Raw genomic sequence first — 18,533 nt, 5'->3', positions numbered from 1 at the left:
ACACGGCCGAGCGCCCACAGTTGAAGCGGCGAGGAGACCAAGGATGGACCAGAGCGAGAGCAGCGCGCCGCAAACCGAACCCGCGGTGGCGGCGACCGAGACATCGTCACTGATCGCGTCGAACCGTATCGAAGGAACGAAGGTGTTCGGACGCGACGGCGACAAGATTGGCGTCGTCCACAATTTCATGGTCAATAAACGCACCGGACAGGTCGCCTATGTCGTTATCTCGACCGGCGGCTTCCTCGGTCTCGGCCAAGCCTATCATCCCCTGCCATGGTCGGCTTTTTCCTATTCCGAAGACCAAGGCGGCTATGTGGTCAAGCTCGACAAAAGGATGCTGGACGGCTCGCCCAGCTTCCGGATCGATAATGCCCCGGTGTTCGATGATGCATATGGCCGCCGCATCACCGATTATTTCGCCGGAGCGATCTAAGCATCGTGGGAGAGGCCCCCAAGACGATCCGCGCGGCGCTGTTCGATATCGACGGCACGCTGATCGACAGCAACGACCTGCACGTCTGCGCCTGGCAGGACGCGTTTGCCGAGGAGGGCCTCGTGATGCCCTCGGACCGAATTGCCGGGCAGATCGGCAAGGGCGGCGACAATTTGGTGCCTGCGCTGGCCCCCGACCTCGACGAAGCAACGCAGAAGCGGCTCGGTACGCGGGAAGGCGACATTTTCAAGCAGGGTTATATCGGCCGGGCCAAGCCCTTCCCGCATGCGCGCGACCTGCTCGCCCGGTTGTGCGACGCCGGCGTGAAGGTCGTCTTCGCCTCCTCGGCCGCACAGGAGCAGCTCGATCATTATCTCGATCTGATGGAGGCGCGCGATCTGGTTACCGCCACGACCAGCATCGACGACGTCGAAACTTCCAAGCCCGCACCAGACATTTTCGCGGTCGCGCTCAAGAAACTAGACGGGCTGCAGCCCGACCAGGTTCTGGCGGTCGGCGACACACCCTATGATGTCGCCTCTGCCGGCAAGAGCGGGATCGGCACGGTCGCCGTTCTATCGGGCGGCTTCGATCGGGAGGCGCTGGCAGACGCGGTCGCGATCTATACCGATGTGGCCGATCTGCTCGACAACTTCGAGACCTCGCCTCTGGCACGCTGATCCGGCAGGGCTGGCGCCGCGCCGCCCGCGCGATACAAGGTTCCGAGGGAGGGCGGCGTGCAGATTCAGGATCATCACGACATCGACGCACGTCGGTTCCGCGAAGAGATCATGCCCGCCGCACAGCCGGCGGTCTTTCGCGGCCTTGCCGCCGACTGGCCCGCGGTCCGGGCTGCCACGTCCGCCGAAGGCATAGCCGCCTACCTCACCGACCACGCCGCCGACCATGCGTGCGACATGCTGATCGGGCCACCCGAGATACATGGCTGCTTCTTTTACAATGCCGACATGAGCGGCCTCAATTTTGAGCGCCGTCCGTCGAGCCTGCCGGAAATCGTCGCGGCGCTTATGGCCGCGCTGCACGATCCAGCTCCACCGGCGATCGCGGCCCAGGCGATCGAAGCGCGCACCACCCTCCCCGGCTTTTCCGATACCCACCGGCTCGATCTGATCGGCATACCGGTGGCGCCGCGCCTGTGGATCGGTAACCAGGTGGTGGTCAGCGCGCATCACGACATGTTCTCGAACATCGCGGTGGTGGTGGCGGGCAAGCGCCGCTTCACGCTCTTCCCCCCCGATCAGGCCAGCAATCTCGCGATCGGCCCGTTCGAGTTCACGCCCGCGGGTACGCCGGTCAGCCTGATCGATTTCGACGCGCCCGACCCTGCGCGTTTCCCTGGTTTCGCAGACGCGCTCGCCGTGTCTCAAACCGCCGATCTCGCGCCGGGCGATGCCATCTACATTCCCTATATGTGGTGGCATCATGTCCGTGCCACCGAGCGCTTCAACATGCTCGCCAATTATTGGTGGAATGAGGCGCCGCCGGCGCAGCCTGGGCTCCAACCGATCGATGCCCTGGTTCACGCCTTCCTGGCCTTTTCGGGTCTGCCTGCCGAACAGCGCGCCGCCTGGGCGCCCATGTTCGAACAGCTCGTGTTCGCCGAAGATGCCGCTGCCCATGTGCCAGCGGAAAGGCGCGGCATCCGAGGCACGCTCGGCGAAGACGTCAAGCACCGCATCCGCCAGCAACTGGGCGGCCTGATGACGCGCTGATCAGCCGCCGTGCGCGGCGCGGCTGTCGTCCGGCGCCTGGGTACGATCCCGCATCCCATAATCGCGCAGGACGGCTGCGATCCGCAGCCGATAATCGCGGAACACGCCGTGCTTTCCGGCATCCTGGCTGGCGCGATGCCGCGCATGGTTACGCCATGCCGCGACCGCGCGTTCATCCTCCCAGAAGGACAGCGACAGCAGCTTGCCGGGCTGGGACAGGCTTTCGAACCGCTCGATGGAAAGGAAGCCGTCTACGCCCTGCACGTCCGGCAGCAGATCGGCCGCAAGATCCAGATAGTGGGACCTTTCCCCTTCGGCAGGCAGCACTTCGAACAGGACCGCGATCACCGCCGCACCAACGGCGCATGCGGTAGTGAGATATTCCGCAAGAACAGCCGGTCCTCGCGCCGGATGAACTGTTCGCGCCGGCTTAGCGCGTAATTGTCCCGGCCGATCGGATCGCCAGCGAGTCGCGTCCGATAGGCCTCATATGCAGTAAGATCTTCGATCGTGTAGACGCCGTACGCCGTCGTTGCGGACCCCTCATAGGGCGCGAAATAGCCGATCAGGTCAGCACCGCAGCGTGGGATCGCTTCGCCCCAGGCGCGGGCATAGTCCTCGAACGCGTCGATCTTGTAAGGATCAAGCTCGTAGCGGATGAAGCAGGTAATCATGGCCAGTCTCCCTTCTCCACCTGCCCTAAGGGACTGCCGCCGGGCGACGTTTCGGTCGCGACCGAACCATTTGGCCGGCAGCATCGATAAACGCCACGCGAGGAGGGCGTGGTGAGCATTACCGGGCTGGCCGAAGCTGCGGCATTGATGGGTGAGCCGGCGCGCACCGCGATGCTGGTCGCGCTGATGGACGGCCGCGCCCTGACCGCTGGGGAACTGGCTCGCGTCGCCGGCGTGCGTCCGCAGACCGCCAGCGGCCATCTTGGGCGGATGGTGCAGGCGGCGTTGCTGGCAGGCGAGCAGCAGGGGCGGCATTGTTATTACCGGCTGGCGTCGCCAGCCGTTGCGAAGATGATCGAGGCGATGATGGTTGGCGCCGCCCCGCCCCCGATCCGCACCGGTCCACAGGATGCGGAGATGCGACATGCGCGCACCTGCTACGATCATCTCGCCGGTGCTACTGCCGTGGCTCTCGCCGACACCTTGATTGTGCGCGGACTGATCGCGGTGGGGGAGGATGGCGCGCTGCTGACCGAAGGCGGGCGGACATGGCTTGCTGAGCTCGGTGTCGAGATCGCACCCGCGCCCGGTACGAGCGTGATCTTCTGCCGCTTATGTCTCGATTGGAGCGAGCGGCGTCATCACCTAGGTGGCGCGATCGGCACCGCGCTTTACCGCGCCTTCGCCGCGCAAGGCTGGATCCAGCGCGTCGCCGGCAGCCGATCGGTCACGATCACCATATCCGGCAAACGAGCAATGCAGCACTATTTTGGGATCGATGCTTAGCCGGTCCCGCGACTACGGGACGTTGATTCAGGAACAGAAGGACCGTCGGTTAGGCCTTGATCGTGGCGAGACCTTCGCCTGGAAAGTAACAATGCGTATACGTAACGCCCTCCTTGCACTGCTGATTGCCGCGGGACCATCTTTGGCGGCAGTCCCACCGCTCACGCCGATAGTGGGGGCCGGCAAATGGATGATGGTGCAGGACCTGCCGTTCATCGCACGGCCGCCCTGCGTGGCCCGGCTCGAAGGCTCGGACATCAACACGTCGCTGATGCTAAATAAGGATGGCAAGCTGATCCTGGTCGGCGGCCATGAAGATTGGTCGATGGGGACGGGCGAGGTACATTTTCAATTGCGTATCGACGATGATCCGCCGCGCGTCATGCAGGCTAGCTTGCTCAACAATATAATGCTGGCGCCTATATTCGACGAGCAACTCGCCGCCCGACTGGCCCGCGCCAAGACGCTATCGTGGGAGGCTTCGCAAGCGCGCATCCGCACCGATGTAACGGGGATCGGCATTGCGCTGGACGCGGTGCGCGCCTGCGCGGCACGCCAGAGGGCAGCGCAGGCGAAGCAAAAATAAATGACGGAGCGTCGCCCGGCGCTTATTTCTTGCGGGTGAAATCCACCGAGACGACGTTGGAGCCGTCTTCCGCCGGACGGACGATCGGATCATTTTCCGCTTCCGCAATCTCTTCCGGCTGCTGATCCTCAACCTGGGCCGAGAAGTGGAGCGCGAAGTCGACCGCTGGATCGTGGAAGGCGGTGATCGCCGCGAAGGGGATCGAAAGCTTCGATCCGACCTGGTTGAAGGACAGGCCGACCTCGAACCCGGTGTCGCTGACGCGCAGATCCCAATAGCGATTCTGGATCACGATCGTCATCTCGTCCGGATAGCGATCGGTCAGATGCTTCGGAATGTCGACGCCCGGCGCACCGGTCTTGAACGTGATGTAGAAATGGTGGTTGCCGGGCAAGCCGGCGGTCTCGGCCTGACCCAGCACGCGACCGACCACGGCGCGCAAGGCGTCCTGGACGATCTCGTCATAGGGAATCAAGCTATCGGGCGCGCCCTCAGTCATATCGCCCAAGTGAACGGAGCCGCGACACGGGTCAAGCGTTGCCTGTCACCGGTTCGGCGCTATAGCGACCGTCCATGCGCACCGCCTCCATCAGCCGCAACACTGCCGAGACCGCGATCGACGTCGCGGTAAACCTTGACGGGTCGGGCATTTACGACATCAAAACCGGCATTGGTTTTCTCGATCACATGATCGAGCAATTATCGCGGCATTCGCTGATCGACATCCAGCTGAAGGTGGATGGCGATCTCCATATCGATCAGCATCACACGACGGAAGATTCGGCGCTGGCGCTGGGCCAGGCGATCGCCAAGGCGTTGGGCGATCGGCGCGGCATCACCCGTTTCGGTACGGCCTATTCGCCGATGGACGAGACGCTGAGCCGGATCGCGATCGATATTTCGGGGCGCCCCTTTCTCGTCTGGAAGGCAGAATTCACCCAAACCAAATTGGGCGAATTGGATACCGAGCTGATCGACCACTGGTTTCACAGCTTTGCGGGCGAAGTGGGCATGACGCTCCACATCGAGACGCTCTACGGCCGCAACAACCATCATATTTGCGAGAGCATCTTCAAGGGCTGCGCACGCGCGCTGCGCCAGGCGATCGAGATCGATCCGCGCAAGGCCGACGCTATCCCTTCCACCAAGGGGACGCTCGGCGGTGCCTGAGGGCCTTGCGCTGATCGATTACGGCGCCGGCAACCTTCGTTCGGTCGAAAACGCGCTTCGCACCGCCGGCGCCACCAACGTGCGCGTCACCGCAGAGCCGGAGGATGTACTGCGGGCCGAACGGATCGTCCTGCCGGGGGTCGGCGCCTTTGCCGCCTGCATGGGTGCCCTGTCCGCCATTCCGGGCATGGTCGATGCGCTCAATAGCCGCGTCATCCAGCAGGGCGCCCCGTTCCTTGGCGTGTGCGTCGGGATGCAATTGATGGCGGATGCGGGCGAGGAGTTCGGCACCCACCCGGGTCTCGGCTGGATCCCCGGCACGGTCGCCAAGCTCGAGCCGGCCGATCCTCAGATACGCGTACCCCATATGGGCTGGAATGATGTGGTGCCCGTCATCGCGCACCCCCTTATCGTGCCGGGTGAGGCCTATTTCCTGCACAGCTTCGCCTTCCGCACCACCGAAGAAAGTACGCTCGCCGCCACGACCGATCATGGCGGCACCGTTACGGCCGCCGTAGCGCGCGACAATCTGGTCGGCGCGCAGTTCCACCCCGAAAAGAGCCAGGCTTATGGTCTCGCCTTTCTCGCCCGCTTTCTCGATTGGCGCCCCTGAATGAGCATCATTGTCTATCCCGCAATCGATCTGAAGGGCGGCAAGGTCGTCCGCCTGTCCGAAGGCGACATGGATCGCGCCACGACCTATAATGACGATCCGGTCGCGCAGGCCAACGTCTTTCACGAGCAGGGTGCGGATCATCTCCACGTCGTCGATCTCGACGGCGCCTTTGCCGGTGCCTCGGTCAATGGCGCGATCGTGGCCGAAATCGTGCAGAACTTCCCCGGCAAGGTGCAGGTCGGCGGCGGCATTCGTGATCGCGGCGCGGTCGATCGCTGGCTGGAACGCGGCGTGTCGCGGGTGGTGATCGGCACCGCCGCCCTCCACGATCCGGATTTCGTTCGTGCTGCCGCAGCCGCACTGCCCGGCCGCATCGTCGTCGCCGTCGACGCGCGCGATGGCATGGTCACCACCCACGGTTGGGCGGAAACCTCCGATATGACGGCGGCGGAGCTGTCGAACCGCTTCGCCGACGTTGGCGTTGCTGCCGCCCTGTTTACCGATGTTGGCCGCGACGGTTTGCTCAAAGGCTGCAACGTGCGCGCCACCTCCGAACTGGCGCGCAACACCCGCCTGCCCGTCATCGCCAGTGGCGGCGTCAAGGGCCTGGTCGATATTGCCGATCTCGCCCGCCACGCCAGCGAAGGCATCGAAGGCGTGATTTGCGGCCGCTCGCTCTACGAAGGCAAATTGGATCTGCGCAAAGCGCTGCGGCTCGCCCGCGACGAGAGCCTGTGACCGTCCGCGTCCGCGTCATCCCCTGCCTCGATGTGGCGGGTGGGCGCGTGGTGAAGGGCGTGCAGTTTCTGGACCTCGCCGATGCGGGCGATCCGGTCGAGCAAGCCAAGGTCTATGACGCCGCCGGGGCCGACGAGCTTTGCTTCCTGGATATTACCGCGAGCCATGAAGCGCGCGGCACTATCCTTGACGTCGTCGCCCGCACGGCCGCGGTCTGTTTCATGCCGCTCACGGTCGGCGGCGGGGTCCGTACACCCGAAGATGCCCGCGCTTTGCTCCTGGCCGGCGCGGACAAGGTCGCCATCAACTCCGCGGCCGTCGCCCGGCCGGAACTGGCGGCGGATCTTGCCGATCGCTTCGGCGCGCAATGTGTCGTCGGCGCCGTCGATGCCAAGGCCGTCGGGCGCGGCCGCTGGGAGATCTTCACTCATGGTGGCCGCCGCGCGACCGGCATCGATGCGGTCGAACATGCCGTGCGCCTCGCCGAACTCGGCGCGGGCGAGTTGCTGGTCACCTCGATGGACAATGACGGTACCAAAGGCGGCTATGATCTCGCCCTCACCCGCACGATCGCCGATGCAGTCGCCGTTCCCGTCATCGCCAGTGGTGGCGTCGGCACACTCGACGATCTCGTCGCGGGTGTGACCAAAGGGCATGCCAGCGCCGTTCTCGCGGCGTCGATATTCCATTTCGGCGAGCATAGCGTTGCCGAAGCGCACGCCGCGCTGGCCGAAGCCGGTTTGCCGGTGCGGCGCGTCCCTTGAACTTCGCCGTTCGGGTCGAGTAGGGTTCGAGCATCGCCGAGAGCCCGTATCGAGACATCCCTCGATACGGGCTCTCGACAGGCTCGACGGCTACTCGGGACGAACGGAATTTTTACACCCATGTCCGACACGCTCGCCCGCCTCGAAGCGACCATCGCCAGCCGCAAGGGGGCCGATCCGGCGTCGTCTTATGTGGCAAGCCTGTTCGCCAAGGGCCGCGGTCGGATCGCCCGCAAGCTGGGCGAGGAAGCAGTCGAGACGATCGTCGCGTCGCTGAGCGAAGATAAGGCAGCGCTGACAGGCGAAGCCGCCGACACGATCTTCCACCTTCTGGTTCTGCTGGCGGATGCCGACGTGCCCCTTTCCGATGTCCTCGCCGAACTGGACCGCCGCGAAGGCGTGTCCGGCCATGACGAGAAAGCCGCGCGCGCGGTGTGATCTTGTTTCGGGGTCTACTCCGCGGCTAGGCACAGCCCTTGCGGTTGACGAGGACCTAGCATGCCGATCGACGCCACCTTGCCTTATGACGACAGCAACATCTTCGCGCGTATCCTGCGCGGCGAGATACCGGCCAAGACCGTCTATGAAGACGAGTTTGCCCTCGCCTTTCATGACATCAATCCGCAGGCGCCCCTCCACATCCTCGTGATACCCAAGGGACCTTACGCGTCCTGGGACGATTTCTCCGCGAAGGCGTCCGAGACTGAGATTGCGGGTTTCGTGCGGGCGGTCGGCACAGTTGCGCGGGACAACGGGCTGGTGGAGCCCGGCTATCGCCTGCTGGCCAACACCGGCGGCCATGGCGGACAGGAGGTTCCGCACCTCCACGTCCATCTATTCGGCGGAAAGCCGCTCGGACCGATGCTACCATGGTAAGGCACGCTATTGCGCTGTGAGCGCAAGCCGTTAGGCTCCTCCGCATAAGCAGGCGCTTCGAACGCCGTCGCAAGGGGATCTTCATGCTTTTCGACCGCGTCAAGCCACTCGACGCTATCATGCTTACCGCCGAGAAAAAGGGTCTGCATCGCACCCTCGGCGCTTTCCAGCTCACGATGCTCGGCATCGGCGCGGTCATCGGCACCGGTATCTTCGTGCTTACCTCGGAAGCCGCGCAGAAGGCCGGCCCGGGCATGCTGCTGTCCTTCATCGTCGCGGGCGCCGTCTGTGCGGTGGCGGCTCTGTGCTATTCCGAATTGGCATCGATGGTGCCGGTATCCGGATCGGCCTACACCTACAGCTATGCCGTGGTCGGGGAATTGCTCGCCTGGATGGTGGGTTGGGCCCTGATCCTGGAATATGCGGTCGGCGCGAGCGCGGTCGCGGTCGGCTGGTCAAACCACGCGGTCGGCTTGCTGAACGGCCTGGGCTTCCACTTCCCGGCTGCTCTCAGCAATGCCGACGCGCTGATGGCCAAGGTGCAGCTCGCCTTTGGCGCGACGCCGTCGAAGGACCTTACCATGGCGCTTCAGGTGGGCGGATGGGTCAACGTTCCAGCGATTATCGTGTGCGTATTCGTGACCTGGCTGCTGATCATCGGCACCACCGAAAGCGCGCGCTTCAACGCTGTGCTGGTCGCGATCAAGATCCTTGCCCTGACAGCCTTTGTCATTCTCACCCTGCCGGTATTGAATGCGACAAATTTCGATCCCTTCATGCCAACCGGCGCCACCGGCGTGATGGGGGCTGCCGCATCGATCTTCTTCGCTTATGTCGGCTTCGACGCGGTTTCGACGGCGGCGGAGGAGACCAAGAATCCGCAGCGCAATGTGCCGATCGGGCTGATCGCCAGCCTCTTCATCTGCACGGCTTTCTATATCCTGGTGGCGTCGGGCGCGATCGGCGCGATCGGCGCGCAGCCCCAAATGGGGCCGTCCGGCGTGCCTTTGGCGCCAGGGTCGCCGGAACTGGCCGGCCGCTGCGCCTCCGTCGTCGCAAGCGGTGCGCTCGAGCCCCTGGTCTGCTCCAAGGAGGCCCTGGTCCATGTTCTGGATACGCTCGGCTGGCATAGTATCGGCCGCCTCGTGGGCTTGGCAGCAGTGCTGGCGCTGCCCTCCGTCGTGCTGATGATGATGTTCGGTCAGACCCGCGTCTTCTTCACCATGGCCCGCGACGGCCTGCTGCCGGAGAAGCTGGCATCGGTGCATCCGCGCTATCGCACGCCGCATGTCGTCACCATCGTCACCGGCGTCGCCGCCACCATTGCCGCCGCGATCCTGCCGGTCGGCAAGCTTGCCGATTATTCCAACTCCGGCACGCTCTTCGCCTTCCTGATGGTCGCGATATCGGTGATGGTGCTGCGCAAGATCGATCCGACCCGCCATCGCCCGTTCCGTATGCCATTGGTGTGGATCATCGCCCCGCTGGCGATCTTCGGCTGTCTATATCTCTATATTTCGCTGCCATGGACGGCGATCCTGGTTCTCCCCGCCTGGGGCGCAATCGGCCTGCTCGTCTACTTCCTCTACAGCCGCAGCCGCAGTCATGTCGGTCTGGGCCTTGTCGAGGTACCGGAAGAGGATGCCTATCACGGCACCGAACCTTCACAGCCGGGCACCCGATGATCCGACACCATGCGCCGCCGGCCGCCTGACGGCAGCCGGCGGCGATCCAAAGCACCCTGAAATAAAGTGAGGGGTGCTGAAGCCTCTTTAGAGAATTCGCCCGCTAAGGCGGCAACCTCAGCCTACGGCCCGCCACGGCCACCCGTCGCGCCGAAGATCTGCCCGGTCGAATAGCTATCTTCCTGCGAGGCCAGCAGCACGTAGAGCGACGCCAGTTCGGCCGGCTGACCTGGCCGGCCCAGCGGCGTATTCGCCCCGAACTCGCCCATCTTGCCCGGCAATTGCCCGCCCGCTACCTGCAGCGGTGTCCAGATCGGCCCCGGCGCCACGCCATTCACCCGAATGCCCTTCTTGGCGAGCTGCTTGGCCAGCGCCTTGGTGAAGATCATGATCGCGCCCTTGGTGCAGGCATAATCGAGGATTTCGGATTCCGGCTCATAGGCGTTGATGGACGTCGTGTTGATGATCGCGGCGCCCGGCTGCAGGTGCGGCACCGCCGCCTTGGTGATCCAGAAGGTCGCATAAATGTTGGTCTTGAAGGTGCGGTCGAACTGCTCGTCACTGATGTCGAGGATCGACTCCTTGCTCTGCTGGTAAGCCGCATTGTTGACGAGGATATCCAGCCCGCCCAGCCCGCGCATCGCGTCGGTCACCAGCTTCTGGCAGGCGCCCTGCGTGCGGATGTCGGCCGGCAACGCCACTGCCTTGCGGCCAGCCTGACGGATCAGGTCGACCACCTCGCGCGCATCCGGTTCTTCGGTCGGATAATAATTGATCGCCACGTCGGCGCCCTCCCGCGCGAACGCGATCGCGGCGGCACGGCCGATCCCGGAATCACCGCCGGTGACAAGCGCCTTGCGCCCTGCCAGCCGGCCGGATCCTTTATAGCTGGTTTCGCCATGGTCCGGGCGCGGCGTCATCTTGGACGCCAGCGCCGGCCAAGGCTGGCGCTGTTCGGGCAAAGGCGGCTTGGCGTAATTGGCCGTTAAAGGCGCTGTCGGCGCGCCGGGCGCGTGCTTTTCCGGCTGATCCTGCTGTTGCTGTGCCCTGGCTGGAACCGCGGCAGCGGCCGCTATCCCGACAGCGGCCACGCCAAATACGTCACGCCGGGACGGCGCGCCTGTCTCGTCTGCCATGCCCAATCTCCTGTTCGGGACTGGATGCAGAACCCTCCGGATCACCGGAAGGTTCAGCGGCGGACGAGAAAAAGCGTTTCTTTAACGCAGGTTAGCCAAGACGGCTTGCGATCAGCTGGTCCAGCTTGGCCTCGGGGCGAGCGCCGTAATGGGAGATGACTTCCGCCGCGGCGATCGCGCCCATGCGCAAGCTGTCTTCCAGCGAGCGACCTTGGGCCTGCCCCGCCAGGAAGCCGGCCGCGAACAGATCGCCCGCACCGGTCGTATCGACGATCCTCTCGATCGGCTCGGCTGGCACCGACGCGGTTTCGCCCTTCTGAATGCCGACCGCACCGGCCGCGCCGCGGGTGACCACCAGCGTCTCGACCTGCGCGGATACGCTGCCCAGCGCCGCGTCGAAATCGCTGTCGCCGGTCAACGCCAGCAGCTCACTTTCATTGGCGAACAGGATGTCGATCGTGCCTTCGGCGATCAGTTTGCGGAAATCGTCGCCATGGCGTGCGATGCAGAAGGTATCGCTGAGCGTGAAAGCGACCTTGCGGCCCGCATCATGCGCGATCTGGATGGCGGCCCGCATCGCGGCGCGCGGCTCTTCCGGATCCCACAGATAGCCTTCCAGATACAGGATTTTAGCAGACGCGATCAGGTCGCGATCCAGCGCGGATGCCGGCAGATATTGCGATGCGCCAAGAAAGGTGTTCATCGTCCGCTGCGCATCCGGCGTGACCAGGATCAGACAGCGGGCCGTGCTCGGCTGGGCCGGGCGCGTGGGTGTATCGAACGCCACGCCATTAGCGCGAATATCGTGCTGGAAAACGGCGCCCAGTTGATCGTCGGCGACCTGGCCGATGAAGCCGCATTTGCAGCCCAGCATTGCCATGCCGGCCACCGTATTGGCGGCCGATCCACCGCTAATCTCGCGTCCCGGGCCCATGCGCGAGTAGAGGCTGTCGCTGGTCGCCTCGTCCATCAACCGCATCGATCCCTTGGCCACGCCCTCCGACGTGACGAAGGAATCGTCGGCCTGGGCGATGACGTCGACAATGGCATTGCCGATCGCGACGATGTCGAGCGTGGGTTCGGTCATGTGTGGGAAATCTCCTGGAGCGGAACTCGGCGGGCGCAACGAAAAGGGCATGGACACCCCGCGCTCATGCAGCGCGCTCTAGATAAGCACACGCACCCGCGCAACCGCCGTTGATCTTCCTGCACTAGCCTTGCTATCGCCATCCGCGATGCAGCCAGCCCCCGAAATCTCCCGAGTCGCAACCGCCCGCGTGGCCTGCGATGGTGCCACCGACATCCCGGGCGGAGCCGCCCTCGGCCACCCGCGCGTCTATCTGGAGATTGACGAGAAGGGCTATGTCGACTGCGGCTATTGCGACCGCCGTTTCATCCTGATCGGCGGCCCCGCGGATACCGAAGCCGCGCACTAGGTCTGGCATCGTCATGCTGAACGTGTTTCAGCATCCATCGAGCCTCAGACACTGACGAGCGGGGCAAATCCCAAGGCCACCGCAAGGTCGGCCCAATCGGGATTATCCTGTTCGATCAAATTGATCTTCCAATCGCGATGCCAGCGCTTGAGCTGCTTCTCCCGGGCGATCGCGATGGGCGTGTCTTCGAACAGCTCGTAACGGACCAGCCGCTTTACGTCGTGTTTTCGCGTGAACCCGTCGGTCAAACCTTCCCGGTGCTGATGAAGCCGCACCATCAGATTGGATGTCACACCGATGTACAGAGTACCGAGGCGACCGCTCGCTAGAATATAGACGCACGGCTGCCGCTCCCTCATCGCCGCAGATTGCCTCTCGATGGATGCTGAAACAAGTTCAGCATGACGGAAGTTTGTGCTGGAGCGTTTCTATACTCCACCGTCACCCTGAACTTGTTTCAGGGTCCATCTCACCACCAACGACCAATAAGCAATAGCGGACACCGGCCACCCTCGCGCCCACCCCGCCCCTGAAACTTCACCATCACCGCTTTCGAGCGGCGGCCAAGCCTCCTATATCTCCGCCATGACCATCATCGCTGATCCCCGCCGCTTCCTCTACCGCGATCTCGATCCGGAGGCGGCGATCCGCCTGACCGGCGATGCCTTGCGCAATTGCGATGATGGCGAACTCTACCTCCAATATATTGCAAGCGAGTCCTTCGGCTTCGACGATGGCCGGCTGAAAACCGCTGATTTCAACACCCAGACCGGCTTCGGCCTGCGCGGTCTGTCAGGCGAGACCACCGCCTTCGCCCACGCCAATGAGGTGAGCGAAGCCGCGATCATCCGCGCCGCCGAGACGATGACCCTGCTCGATCCCGCCCAGCCCGGCCGTGCCGCGCCGCCACGGCGGACCAATGCACAGCTCTACACCGGCGAGGATCCGCTCTCGGCTATCCCGTTCGCGCGCAAGGTCGCGCTCTGCCAGCAGGTCGATGCCGCCGCCCGCGCGCGCGATCCCCGTGTGCAACAGGTTTCGGTCGGCCTGTCCGGCTCGTGGAGCGTGGTCGAGATCGTGCGGCCCGATGGCTTCGTCGCCCATGACGTGCGCCCCCTCGTTCGCCTCAACGTCTCGATCGTGGTCGAGCAGAATGGCCGGCGCGAGACCGGCTTCTTCGGCCTTGGCGGCCGCTACCTCTATGATCAGCTGTTCGAAGCCGCGACCTGGAACCGCGCGATCGATCAGGCGCTCGCGCAGGCGCTGGTCAATCTGGACAGCGTTCCCGCACCAGCCGGCGAGATGACCGTGGTATGCGGCCCCGGCTGGCCCGGCGTGCTGCTGCACGAGGCGGTCGGCCACGGCCTGGAAGGCGATTTCAATCGCAAGGGCACCAGCGCCTTCGCCGGCCGCATCGGCGAGCGCGTTGCCGCCCCCGGCGTCACCGTCGTCGACGACGGCTCGATCGAAGGCCGCCGCGGCAGTCTCACGATAGACGACGAGGGCACGCCAACGCAGACCAACGTGCTGATCGAAGACGGCATCCTCAAGGGCTATATCCAGGATCGGCTGAACGCGCGGCTGATGGGCGCCGCGCCCACCGGCAATGGCCGCCGCGAAAGCTTCGCGCACGCGCCGATGCCGCGCATGACCAATACCTTCATGCATGGCGGCAAGGACGATCCGGAGGAAATTCTCAGCCGGGTCAAGAACGGCATCTACGCCAAGTCGTTTGGCGGCGGCCAGGTGGACATCACCAGCGGCAAGTTCGTGTTCAGCTGCACCGAGGCGTACAAGATCGAGAACGGCAAGCTTGGCGCCCCGATCAAGGGCGCGACCCTGATCGGCGACGGCCCGACCGTGCTGACCAAGGTTGCTGCGATCGGCAACGACATGGCGCTGGACGAAGGGGTCGGCATTTGCGGCAAGGGCGGTCAGTCGGTTCCCGCCGGCGTCGGCCAGCCGACCTTGCTGATCGACGGCCTCACCGTGGGCGGCACCGCCGCCTGATGCCCTTGGTCGAGCTCGCCCGCTATACCGACCGGGGCGAGATCGCCATTGCCCGCTCGCTGCTCGCCAGCGCCGGTATCGAAAGCTTCATCTTCGATCAGGAGATGATGCTCGTCCCGGCGCGGCTGATGGTACTAGACGAAGACGATGCCGCCGCGCGTCAGGTGTTGCGCGAAGCCTCCTGATACGCGCTGTCTAAACAAGCCATGTCCGACGCGACAACTAAAGGTATAACATTGGCGCTGGGCGGCGGCGCGGCCCGCGGTTGGGCGCATATCGGCGCGCTGCAGGTTTTGCGGGAACACGGCGTCGGCGTGGGTGCGATCGCCGGTACGTCGATCGGCGCTTTGGCGGCGCTCTGCCTTGCGACCGAACGCCTGGATGTGTTGGAAACGATCGCCCTCGGCACCACGCACCGCCGCGTCCTGGCCTATCTCGATCCCAATCTCGGTCGCGGCGGCTGGCTCGGTGGCCGCCGCATCGCGCGCGAGCTATCCGAGCATTTCGCCGATCTACAGCTGGAAGACGTGCCGATCCCGATCGCGCTGGTGGCCGCCGATCTCCACACGGCCGAAGAAGTGCGCCTGATGTCGGGCCCGGCGATCAGCGCGGTCCAGGCCTCGATCGGCCTGCCCGGCATCTTCAAGCCGATCGCGCGCGATGGGCGTCTGCTGATTGACGGTGGCATGGTCGCCAATGTGCCGATCGGCGCCGCCCGGGCGCTTGCCCCCGCGCGTCCATTGGTCGCGATCGATCTGATGAGCGATTATGCCGGCTATATCCGCGCGAGCAGGGAGGCGGGCGAGGGCAGCGCGTTCGGCACGCTGCGATCCGCCTTCCTGATGATGGTCACCAATCAGACGCGGCAGGCGGTCGCGCTCGACCCGCCCGAAGTGCTGATCACGATCCCGATCGGCCATATCAGCACCGGCGCCTTCACCCGCGCGATCGAACTGATCCAGCTGGGCCGCGATGCGGTTACCGCAGCCTTGCCCGCCATCCAGGCGGCATTGGAACGATCCCGCAGGGCAGTCGCCGCCTCACCCATCGCCTAGGTTCCGAAACCCGGCGCCGCATGCTAAGCCGCCGGCCGTGCGCAAGCTGCTGCCCATCCTCGCCTGCCTGATGCTGGTTCTCACCGGCTGGTCCGGCATGGCGCATGCGGCAGAAGCGGCCGGCGGGCGTATCGGCAGTGTCGCCTTCACCGTGCACATGCCAGGCGATGGCGACGAAGTGCCGGGCGATAGCGACAATGCCTTGCCTCACCATCATGGCGGCTGTCACGGCCATGATGTCGGCGCGCCGATCATCGCCCCGCCGCCCACCTTCTATTGCGTTGACAAGGACGCCGCCCCCAGCTGCGCCTCCCCGATCCTCGCCGCTATTTCTCCCGGCGTCGCCGCGAGGCCGCCCCAAGCCTGACGAACGAAGCGGGTGCGCACAGCGCGCCTTTCGTCGATCTTCGTCAGGAGCATCTTCATGTATCGCATCATCGCGGCCGCTTTGGCCGCTGGCGTCTGCGCATCGTCGCTGCAGGCGCAGACGGACCCGTCCGCGCGGCCGGGCTCGGTCCTTACCTTATCCGAAGCGCTGGAACGTGCCGGCGCCGTCTCGCCCGCCCGCGAAGCTGCCGCCGCCGGTATTCAGGCAGCCGCAGCGCAACGCCGGATCGCCGGGCTGCGTCCCAATCCCTCGCTCATTGCCGAGAGCGAGAATATTGCGGGCAGCGGCCTCTATCGCGGCCTCAGATCGTCGGAAACGACGGTCAGCCTGGCGCTCCCGGTCGAGCGCGGCGGCAAGCGCACCGCTCGCCTGGCCGTTGCGGACGCGGAGACCCAGCGCGCCGCGCTCGACGCCGCCGTCGCGCAGGCGGACCTGCGGCTGCGCGTCACGCAGGCCTATAACGAGGCCGCCGCAACCCGGCCGCGCGCGGCGATCGCGCGTGAACAGGTCACGATTGCGACCGAGGGCCTGCATGCCGCGCAGGTCCGCGTCAAAGCGGGCCGGGCCTCGCCGCTCGAGGCGCAACGCGCCGATGTCGCGCGGATCGCCGCCGAAGGCGCTGCCGAGCGCGCCGAGCGCAATGCCGCCCTCGCGCTGCAGGCGCTCGGCCGGCTGACAGGCGCACCGATGGGGGGGATCGATCTCGACTGGTTCGATCGCATTGCCGGGCCGGGCCCGCTACGGCCAATCGCGCCGGCAGGAACGCTCGCGGCGGCGGCGAGCCAGACCGATGTCAGGGCGGCCGCCGCGCAGATCCGCCTCGCCCAAAGCCAGCGTGTCCCCGATCTGACGCTCACCGCCGGCGCGCGCCGGCTCGAACAAACGAACGATATGGCGGCGGTCGTCGGCATCTCGATCCCGTTACCGCTCTCCAATAGTGGCCGCGCGAGTGTCGATCTCGCCTCCGCCCGTCGACGGCAGGCCGAGGCGCAACGGCGCGCCATCTTGGTCGATGCAGCCCAGGCAATCGCCAGCGCCCAGGTCGAAGCGGACAATGCCGCCGGCAACGCGCGCACGCTGGCCGGGCCGGCGCTCGCCGCCGCCCGCGAGGCCGCGCGCATTGCCCGTATCGGTTATCGCGAAGGCAAGTTCGGCCAGCTCGACCTGCTCGATGCGGAGCGCACCCTTGCCGACACGAGGCGCGCGGCGATCGATGCGCTCGCCGCCTTCCATGACGCCCAGGCCCGGCTCGATCGGCTGACCACGCCCGCGCCCGAGGAGAATAACCCATGACGTACCGCTTTGGCTGGGCCGCCTTGCCCGCCGCCGCCCTGCTCGCCTCTTGTGGATCTTCCGAAGGAGAAAAATCCAAGACAGCCGCGCCATCCGGGCAGACGCGGGAGAAAGCCGAACCGTCGCACGATATCAGGCAGGTCATCCTGTCCGATCAGCAGATTGCCGACGCCGGGATCGAGGTGACCCGTCCCAGCATCGGCGGCGTGGCTGGTGCCGTCGAGCTGCCCGCGACGATCGAGGCCGACCCTGCCGACGTGTACGTGGTTCCCGCTGCAATCGGTGGACGGCTGGTCCAGCTCACCCGCAATCTTGGCCAACCTGTCGACCGTGGCACTGTGCTGGCCGTGATCGAGAGCCGCGACGCCGCGACCCTGCAGGCAGAGATCGCCGCGACGCGCGCTCGTGCAGCCCTCGCCCACGCCAATCTTCGCCGGGAACAGCGCCTGTTCGCCGAACGGGTCTCGCCCGAGCAGGACCTGATCGCCGCCCGCACCACCGCAGCGGAAGCGGACATCGCGCTCCGGCTTGCCCAGCAGCAGCTTTCCGCCACGGGTGTCGGCGGCGGCGCGCTCAACCGCATCGTGGTGCGTGCGCCCGCCAGGGGTCAGGTCATCGCCCGCTCGGCCATGTTGGGGCAGCAGGTCGCGGTCGATGCCGAGCTGTTCCGCATCGCCAATCTGCGCCGGGTCACCGTCACCATGTCGCTGGTGCCGGCCGATGCCGGGCGCGTGCGCCCCGGCACGCAGGTCGAAGTAACCGCGACGGGCCGACGCCAGGCCGGGCGGGTCACCTACATCTCGCCGATCGTAGATGAGACGACGCGGCTCGTGCCGGTCATTGCGACGCTCGACAATGATGCGAGTCACTGGCGACCCGGCGAAAATGTCGCGGTGTCCGTGCTGTTGTCGGCGACCGGCGAGCGCACCATCGCCGTACCGTCCGCGGCGGTTCAGATGATTGCGGACAAGCCGCACATCTTCGTCCGCATGCCTACCGGCTTCCGTGCGACGCCGGTCGCGCTTGGCCGCACCCATGGCGGCTCGGTCACCATAACCAAGGGCCTAACCGGCAACGAGCGGATCGCCTCGACCAATTCCTTCATGCTCAAGGCCGAGCTCGGCAAGAGCGCCGCGCAGGATGAGGACTGA

The 18,533-nt window shown here is 65.5% G+C and carries 25 protein-coding genes; 19 read left to right on the top strand and 6 right to left on the bottom strand.

The genetic code is table 11. The features are described 5' to 3' along the window. Positions 1–43 precede the first annotated feature (43 nt). From ACOJSI_RS03095 to ACOJSI_RS03085, 3 genes are read left to right on the top strand one after another with little or no spacing between them, the layout of a single operon-like run. On the top strand, positions 44–436 hold the full coding sequence (locus ACOJSI_RS03095; RefSeq protein ID WP_420136793.1) for a PRC-barrel domain-containing protein: 393 nt from the start codon (positions 44–46) through the stop codon (positions 434–436). 5 nt (positions 437–441) lie between these two features. Next, positions 442–1,116 (top strand): HAD family hydrolase, encoded by a 675-nt coding sequence (locus ACOJSI_RS03090; RefSeq protein WP_420136792.1) that lies wholly within the window; start codon positions 442–444, stop codon positions 1,114–1,116. A 57-nt stretch (positions 1,117–1,173) separates the two neighbouring features. Further along, on the top strand, positions 1,174–2,169 hold the full coding sequence (locus ACOJSI_RS03085; protein ID WP_420136791.1) for a cupin-like domain-containing protein: 996 nt from the start codon (positions 1,174–1,176) through the stop codon (positions 2,167–2,169). Here the strand turns inward: ACOJSI_RS03085 and ACOJSI_RS03080 are convergent, their stop codons facing one another. Together ACOJSI_RS03080 and ACOJSI_RS03075 are read right to left on the bottom strand one after the other, a co-directional pair. Continuing rightward, on the bottom strand, positions 2,170–2,517 hold the full coding sequence (locus ACOJSI_RS03080; RefSeq protein ID WP_420136790.1) for an antibiotic biosynthesis monooxygenase family protein: 348 nt from the start codon (positions 2,515–2,517) through the stop codon (positions 2,170–2,172). It lies immediately after the preceding gene. Next, complete coding sequence (locus tag ACOJSI_RS03075) at positions 2,514–2,843, bottom strand: NIPSNAP family protein (RefSeq protein ID WP_420136789.1); 330 nt, start codon at positions 2,841–2,843, stop codon at positions 2,514–2,516. The genes ACOJSI_RS03080 and ACOJSI_RS03075 overlap by 4 nt, the downstream gene beginning before the upstream one ends. A gap of 111 nt (positions 2,844–2,954) precedes the next feature. On the opposite strand from ACOJSI_RS03075, the gene ACOJSI_RS03070 reads away from it, so the two are divergent. Both ACOJSI_RS03070 and ACOJSI_RS03065 read left to right on the top strand, forming a co-directional pair. Continuing rightward, positions 2,955–3,629, top strand: coding sequence for an ArsR/SmtB family transcription factor (locus tag ACOJSI_RS03070; RefSeq protein ID WP_420136788.1), 675 nt, complete (start codon positions 2,955–2,957; stop codon positions 3,627–3,629). Beyond that, positions 3,613–4,215 carry a hypothetical protein gene (locus ACOJSI_RS03065; protein WP_420136787.1) on the top strand — a complete coding sequence of 201 codons (603 nt, stop codon included), beginning with the start codon at positions 3,613–3,615 and terminating at the stop codon, positions 4,213–4,215. The genes ACOJSI_RS03070 and ACOJSI_RS03065 overlap by 17 nt, the downstream gene beginning before the upstream one ends. Before the next feature lie 22 nt (positions 4,216–4,237). On the opposite strand, the gene ACOJSI_RS03060 is transcribed toward ACOJSI_RS03065, so the two are convergent. Further along, positions 4,238–4,714, bottom strand: a complete 477-nt coding sequence (locus ACOJSI_RS03060) for an SspB family protein (protein ID WP_420136786.1) — start codon at positions 4,712–4,714, stop codon at positions 4,238–4,240. Between the two features lie 74 nt (positions 4,715–4,788). On the opposite strand from ACOJSI_RS03060, the gene hisB reads away from it, so the two are divergent. The 7 genes from hisB (at position 4,789) to ACOJSI_RS03025 (ending at position 10,064) form a co-directional block, all read left to right on the top strand. Continuing rightward, on the top strand, positions 4,789–5,385 hold the full coding sequence (gene hisB / locus ACOJSI_RS03055; protein WP_420136785.1) for an imidazoleglycerol-phosphate dehydratase HisB: 597 nt from the start codon (positions 4,789–4,791) through the stop codon (positions 5,383–5,385). Continuing rightward, entirely contained in the window at positions 5,378–5,998 is a 621-nt protein-coding gene (hisH, locus tag ACOJSI_RS03050; protein WP_420136784.1) for an imidazole glycerol phosphate synthase subunit HisH, read from the top strand. Before hisB ends, hisH begins: the two co-directional genes overlap by 8 nt. Continuing rightward, a complete protein-coding gene (hisA, locus tag ACOJSI_RS03045; protein ID WP_420136783.1) occupies positions 5,999–6,739 on the top strand; it encodes a 1-(5-phosphoribosyl)-5-[(5-phosphoribosylamino)methylideneamino]imidazole-4-carboxamide isomerase in 741 nt (246 codons plus the stop codon). Continuing rightward, a complete protein-coding gene (gene hisF / locus ACOJSI_RS03040) occupies positions 6,736–7,503 on the top strand; it encodes an imidazole glycerol phosphate synthase subunit HisF (RefSeq protein ID WP_420136782.1) in 768 nt (255 codons plus the stop codon). Before hisA ends, hisF begins: the two co-directional genes overlap by 4 nt. A gap of 120 nt (positions 7,504–7,623) precedes the next feature. Beyond that, the gene (locus ACOJSI_RS03035) at positions 7,624–7,941 is read left to right on the top strand and encodes a phosphoribosyl-ATP diphosphatase (RefSeq protein ID WP_420136781.1); all 318 of its coding nucleotides are present in this window, start codon (positions 7,624–7,626) and stop codon (positions 7,939–7,941) included. A 60-nt stretch (positions 7,942–8,001) separates the two neighbouring features. Then, positions 8,002–8,379: a histidine triad nucleotide-binding protein gene (locus tag ACOJSI_RS03030; protein ID WP_420136780.1), complete on the top strand. Its 378-nt coding sequence runs from the start codon at positions 8,002–8,004 to the stop codon at positions 8,377–8,379. An 83-nt stretch (positions 8,380–8,462) separates the two neighbouring features. Beyond that, complete coding sequence (locus ACOJSI_RS03025; protein ID WP_420136779.1) at positions 8,463–10,064, top strand: amino acid permease; 1,602 nt, start codon at positions 8,463–8,465, stop codon at positions 10,062–10,064. Between the two features lie 122 nt (positions 10,065–10,186). On the opposite strand, the gene ACOJSI_RS03020 is transcribed toward ACOJSI_RS03025, so the two are convergent. Continuing rightward, complete coding sequence (locus tag ACOJSI_RS03020; protein WP_420136778.1) at positions 10,187–11,200, bottom strand: SDR family oxidoreductase; 1,014 nt, start codon at positions 11,198–11,200, stop codon at positions 10,187–10,189. A 91-nt stretch (positions 11,201–11,291) separates the two neighbouring features. Then, positions 11,292–12,287 carry an adenosine kinase gene (locus ACOJSI_RS03015; protein WP_420136777.1) on the bottom strand — a complete coding sequence of 332 codons (996 nt, stop codon included), beginning with the start codon at positions 12,285–12,287 and terminating at the stop codon, positions 11,292–11,294. Between the two features lie 148 nt (positions 12,288–12,435). Here ACOJSI_RS03015 and ACOJSI_RS03010 point away from each other — a divergent pair, with 148 nt between their 5' ends. Further along, positions 12,436–12,636: a zinc-finger domain-containing protein gene (locus ACOJSI_RS03010; protein WP_420136776.1), complete on the top strand. Its 201-nt coding sequence runs from the start codon at positions 12,436–12,438 to the stop codon at positions 12,634–12,636. A 44-nt stretch (positions 12,637–12,680) separates the two neighbouring features. Here ACOJSI_RS03010 and ACOJSI_RS03005 read toward each other — a convergent pair whose 3' ends face one another. Further along, positions 12,681–12,995 carry a GIY-YIG nuclease family protein gene (locus tag ACOJSI_RS03005; protein ID WP_420136775.1) on the bottom strand — a complete coding sequence of 105 codons (315 nt, stop codon included), beginning with the start codon at positions 12,993–12,995 and terminating at the stop codon, positions 12,681–12,683. A gap of 226 nt (positions 12,996–13,221) precedes the next feature. Between ACOJSI_RS03005 and tldD the strand changes: the two genes are divergently transcribed. Genes tldD through ACOJSI_RS02975 form a run of 6 tightly spaced genes read left to right on the top strand, consistent with a single transcriptional unit; the run spans position 13,222 to position 18,533 of the window. After that, positions 13,222–14,646, top strand: a complete 1,425-nt coding sequence (gene tldD / locus ACOJSI_RS03000) for a metalloprotease TldD (protein WP_420136774.1) — start codon at positions 13,222–13,224, stop codon at positions 14,644–14,646. After that, complete coding sequence (locus ACOJSI_RS02995) at positions 14,646–14,831, top strand: DUF2007 domain-containing protein (RefSeq protein WP_420136773.1); 186 nt, start codon at positions 14,646–14,648, stop codon at positions 14,829–14,831. The genes tldD and ACOJSI_RS02995 overlap by 1 nt, the downstream gene beginning before the upstream one ends. Before the next feature lie 21 nt (positions 14,832–14,852). Next, complete coding sequence (locus ACOJSI_RS02990) at positions 14,853–15,701, top strand: patatin-like phospholipase family protein (protein ID WP_420136772.1); 849 nt, start codon at positions 14,853–14,855, stop codon at positions 15,699–15,701. A gap of 37 nt (positions 15,702–15,738) precedes the next feature. After that, positions 15,739–16,068: a hypothetical protein gene (locus ACOJSI_RS02985; RefSeq protein WP_420136771.1), complete on the top strand. Its 330-nt coding sequence runs from the start codon at positions 15,739–15,741 to the stop codon at positions 16,066–16,068. Between the two features lie 57 nt (positions 16,069–16,125). Then, positions 16,126–17,382, top strand: a complete 1,257-nt coding sequence (locus ACOJSI_RS02980) for a TolC family protein (RefSeq protein ID WP_420136770.1) — start codon at positions 16,126–16,128, stop codon at positions 17,380–17,382. Beyond that, a complete protein-coding gene (locus ACOJSI_RS02975) occupies positions 17,379–18,533 on the top strand; it encodes an efflux RND transporter periplasmic adaptor subunit (protein ID WP_420136769.1) in 1,155 nt (384 codons plus the stop codon). The genes ACOJSI_RS02980 and ACOJSI_RS02975 overlap by 4 nt, the downstream gene beginning before the upstream one ends.

Origin of the sequence: Sphingomonas sp., assembly GCF_048595155.1 — a bacterium.
GTDB lineage: Bacteria > Pseudomonadota > Alphaproteobacteria > Sphingomonadales > Sphingomonadaceae > Sphingomonas_I.
The sequence above is the reverse complement of the archived record's forward strand: the minus strand, read 5'-3'. Positions and strand labels throughout refer to the sequence as shown.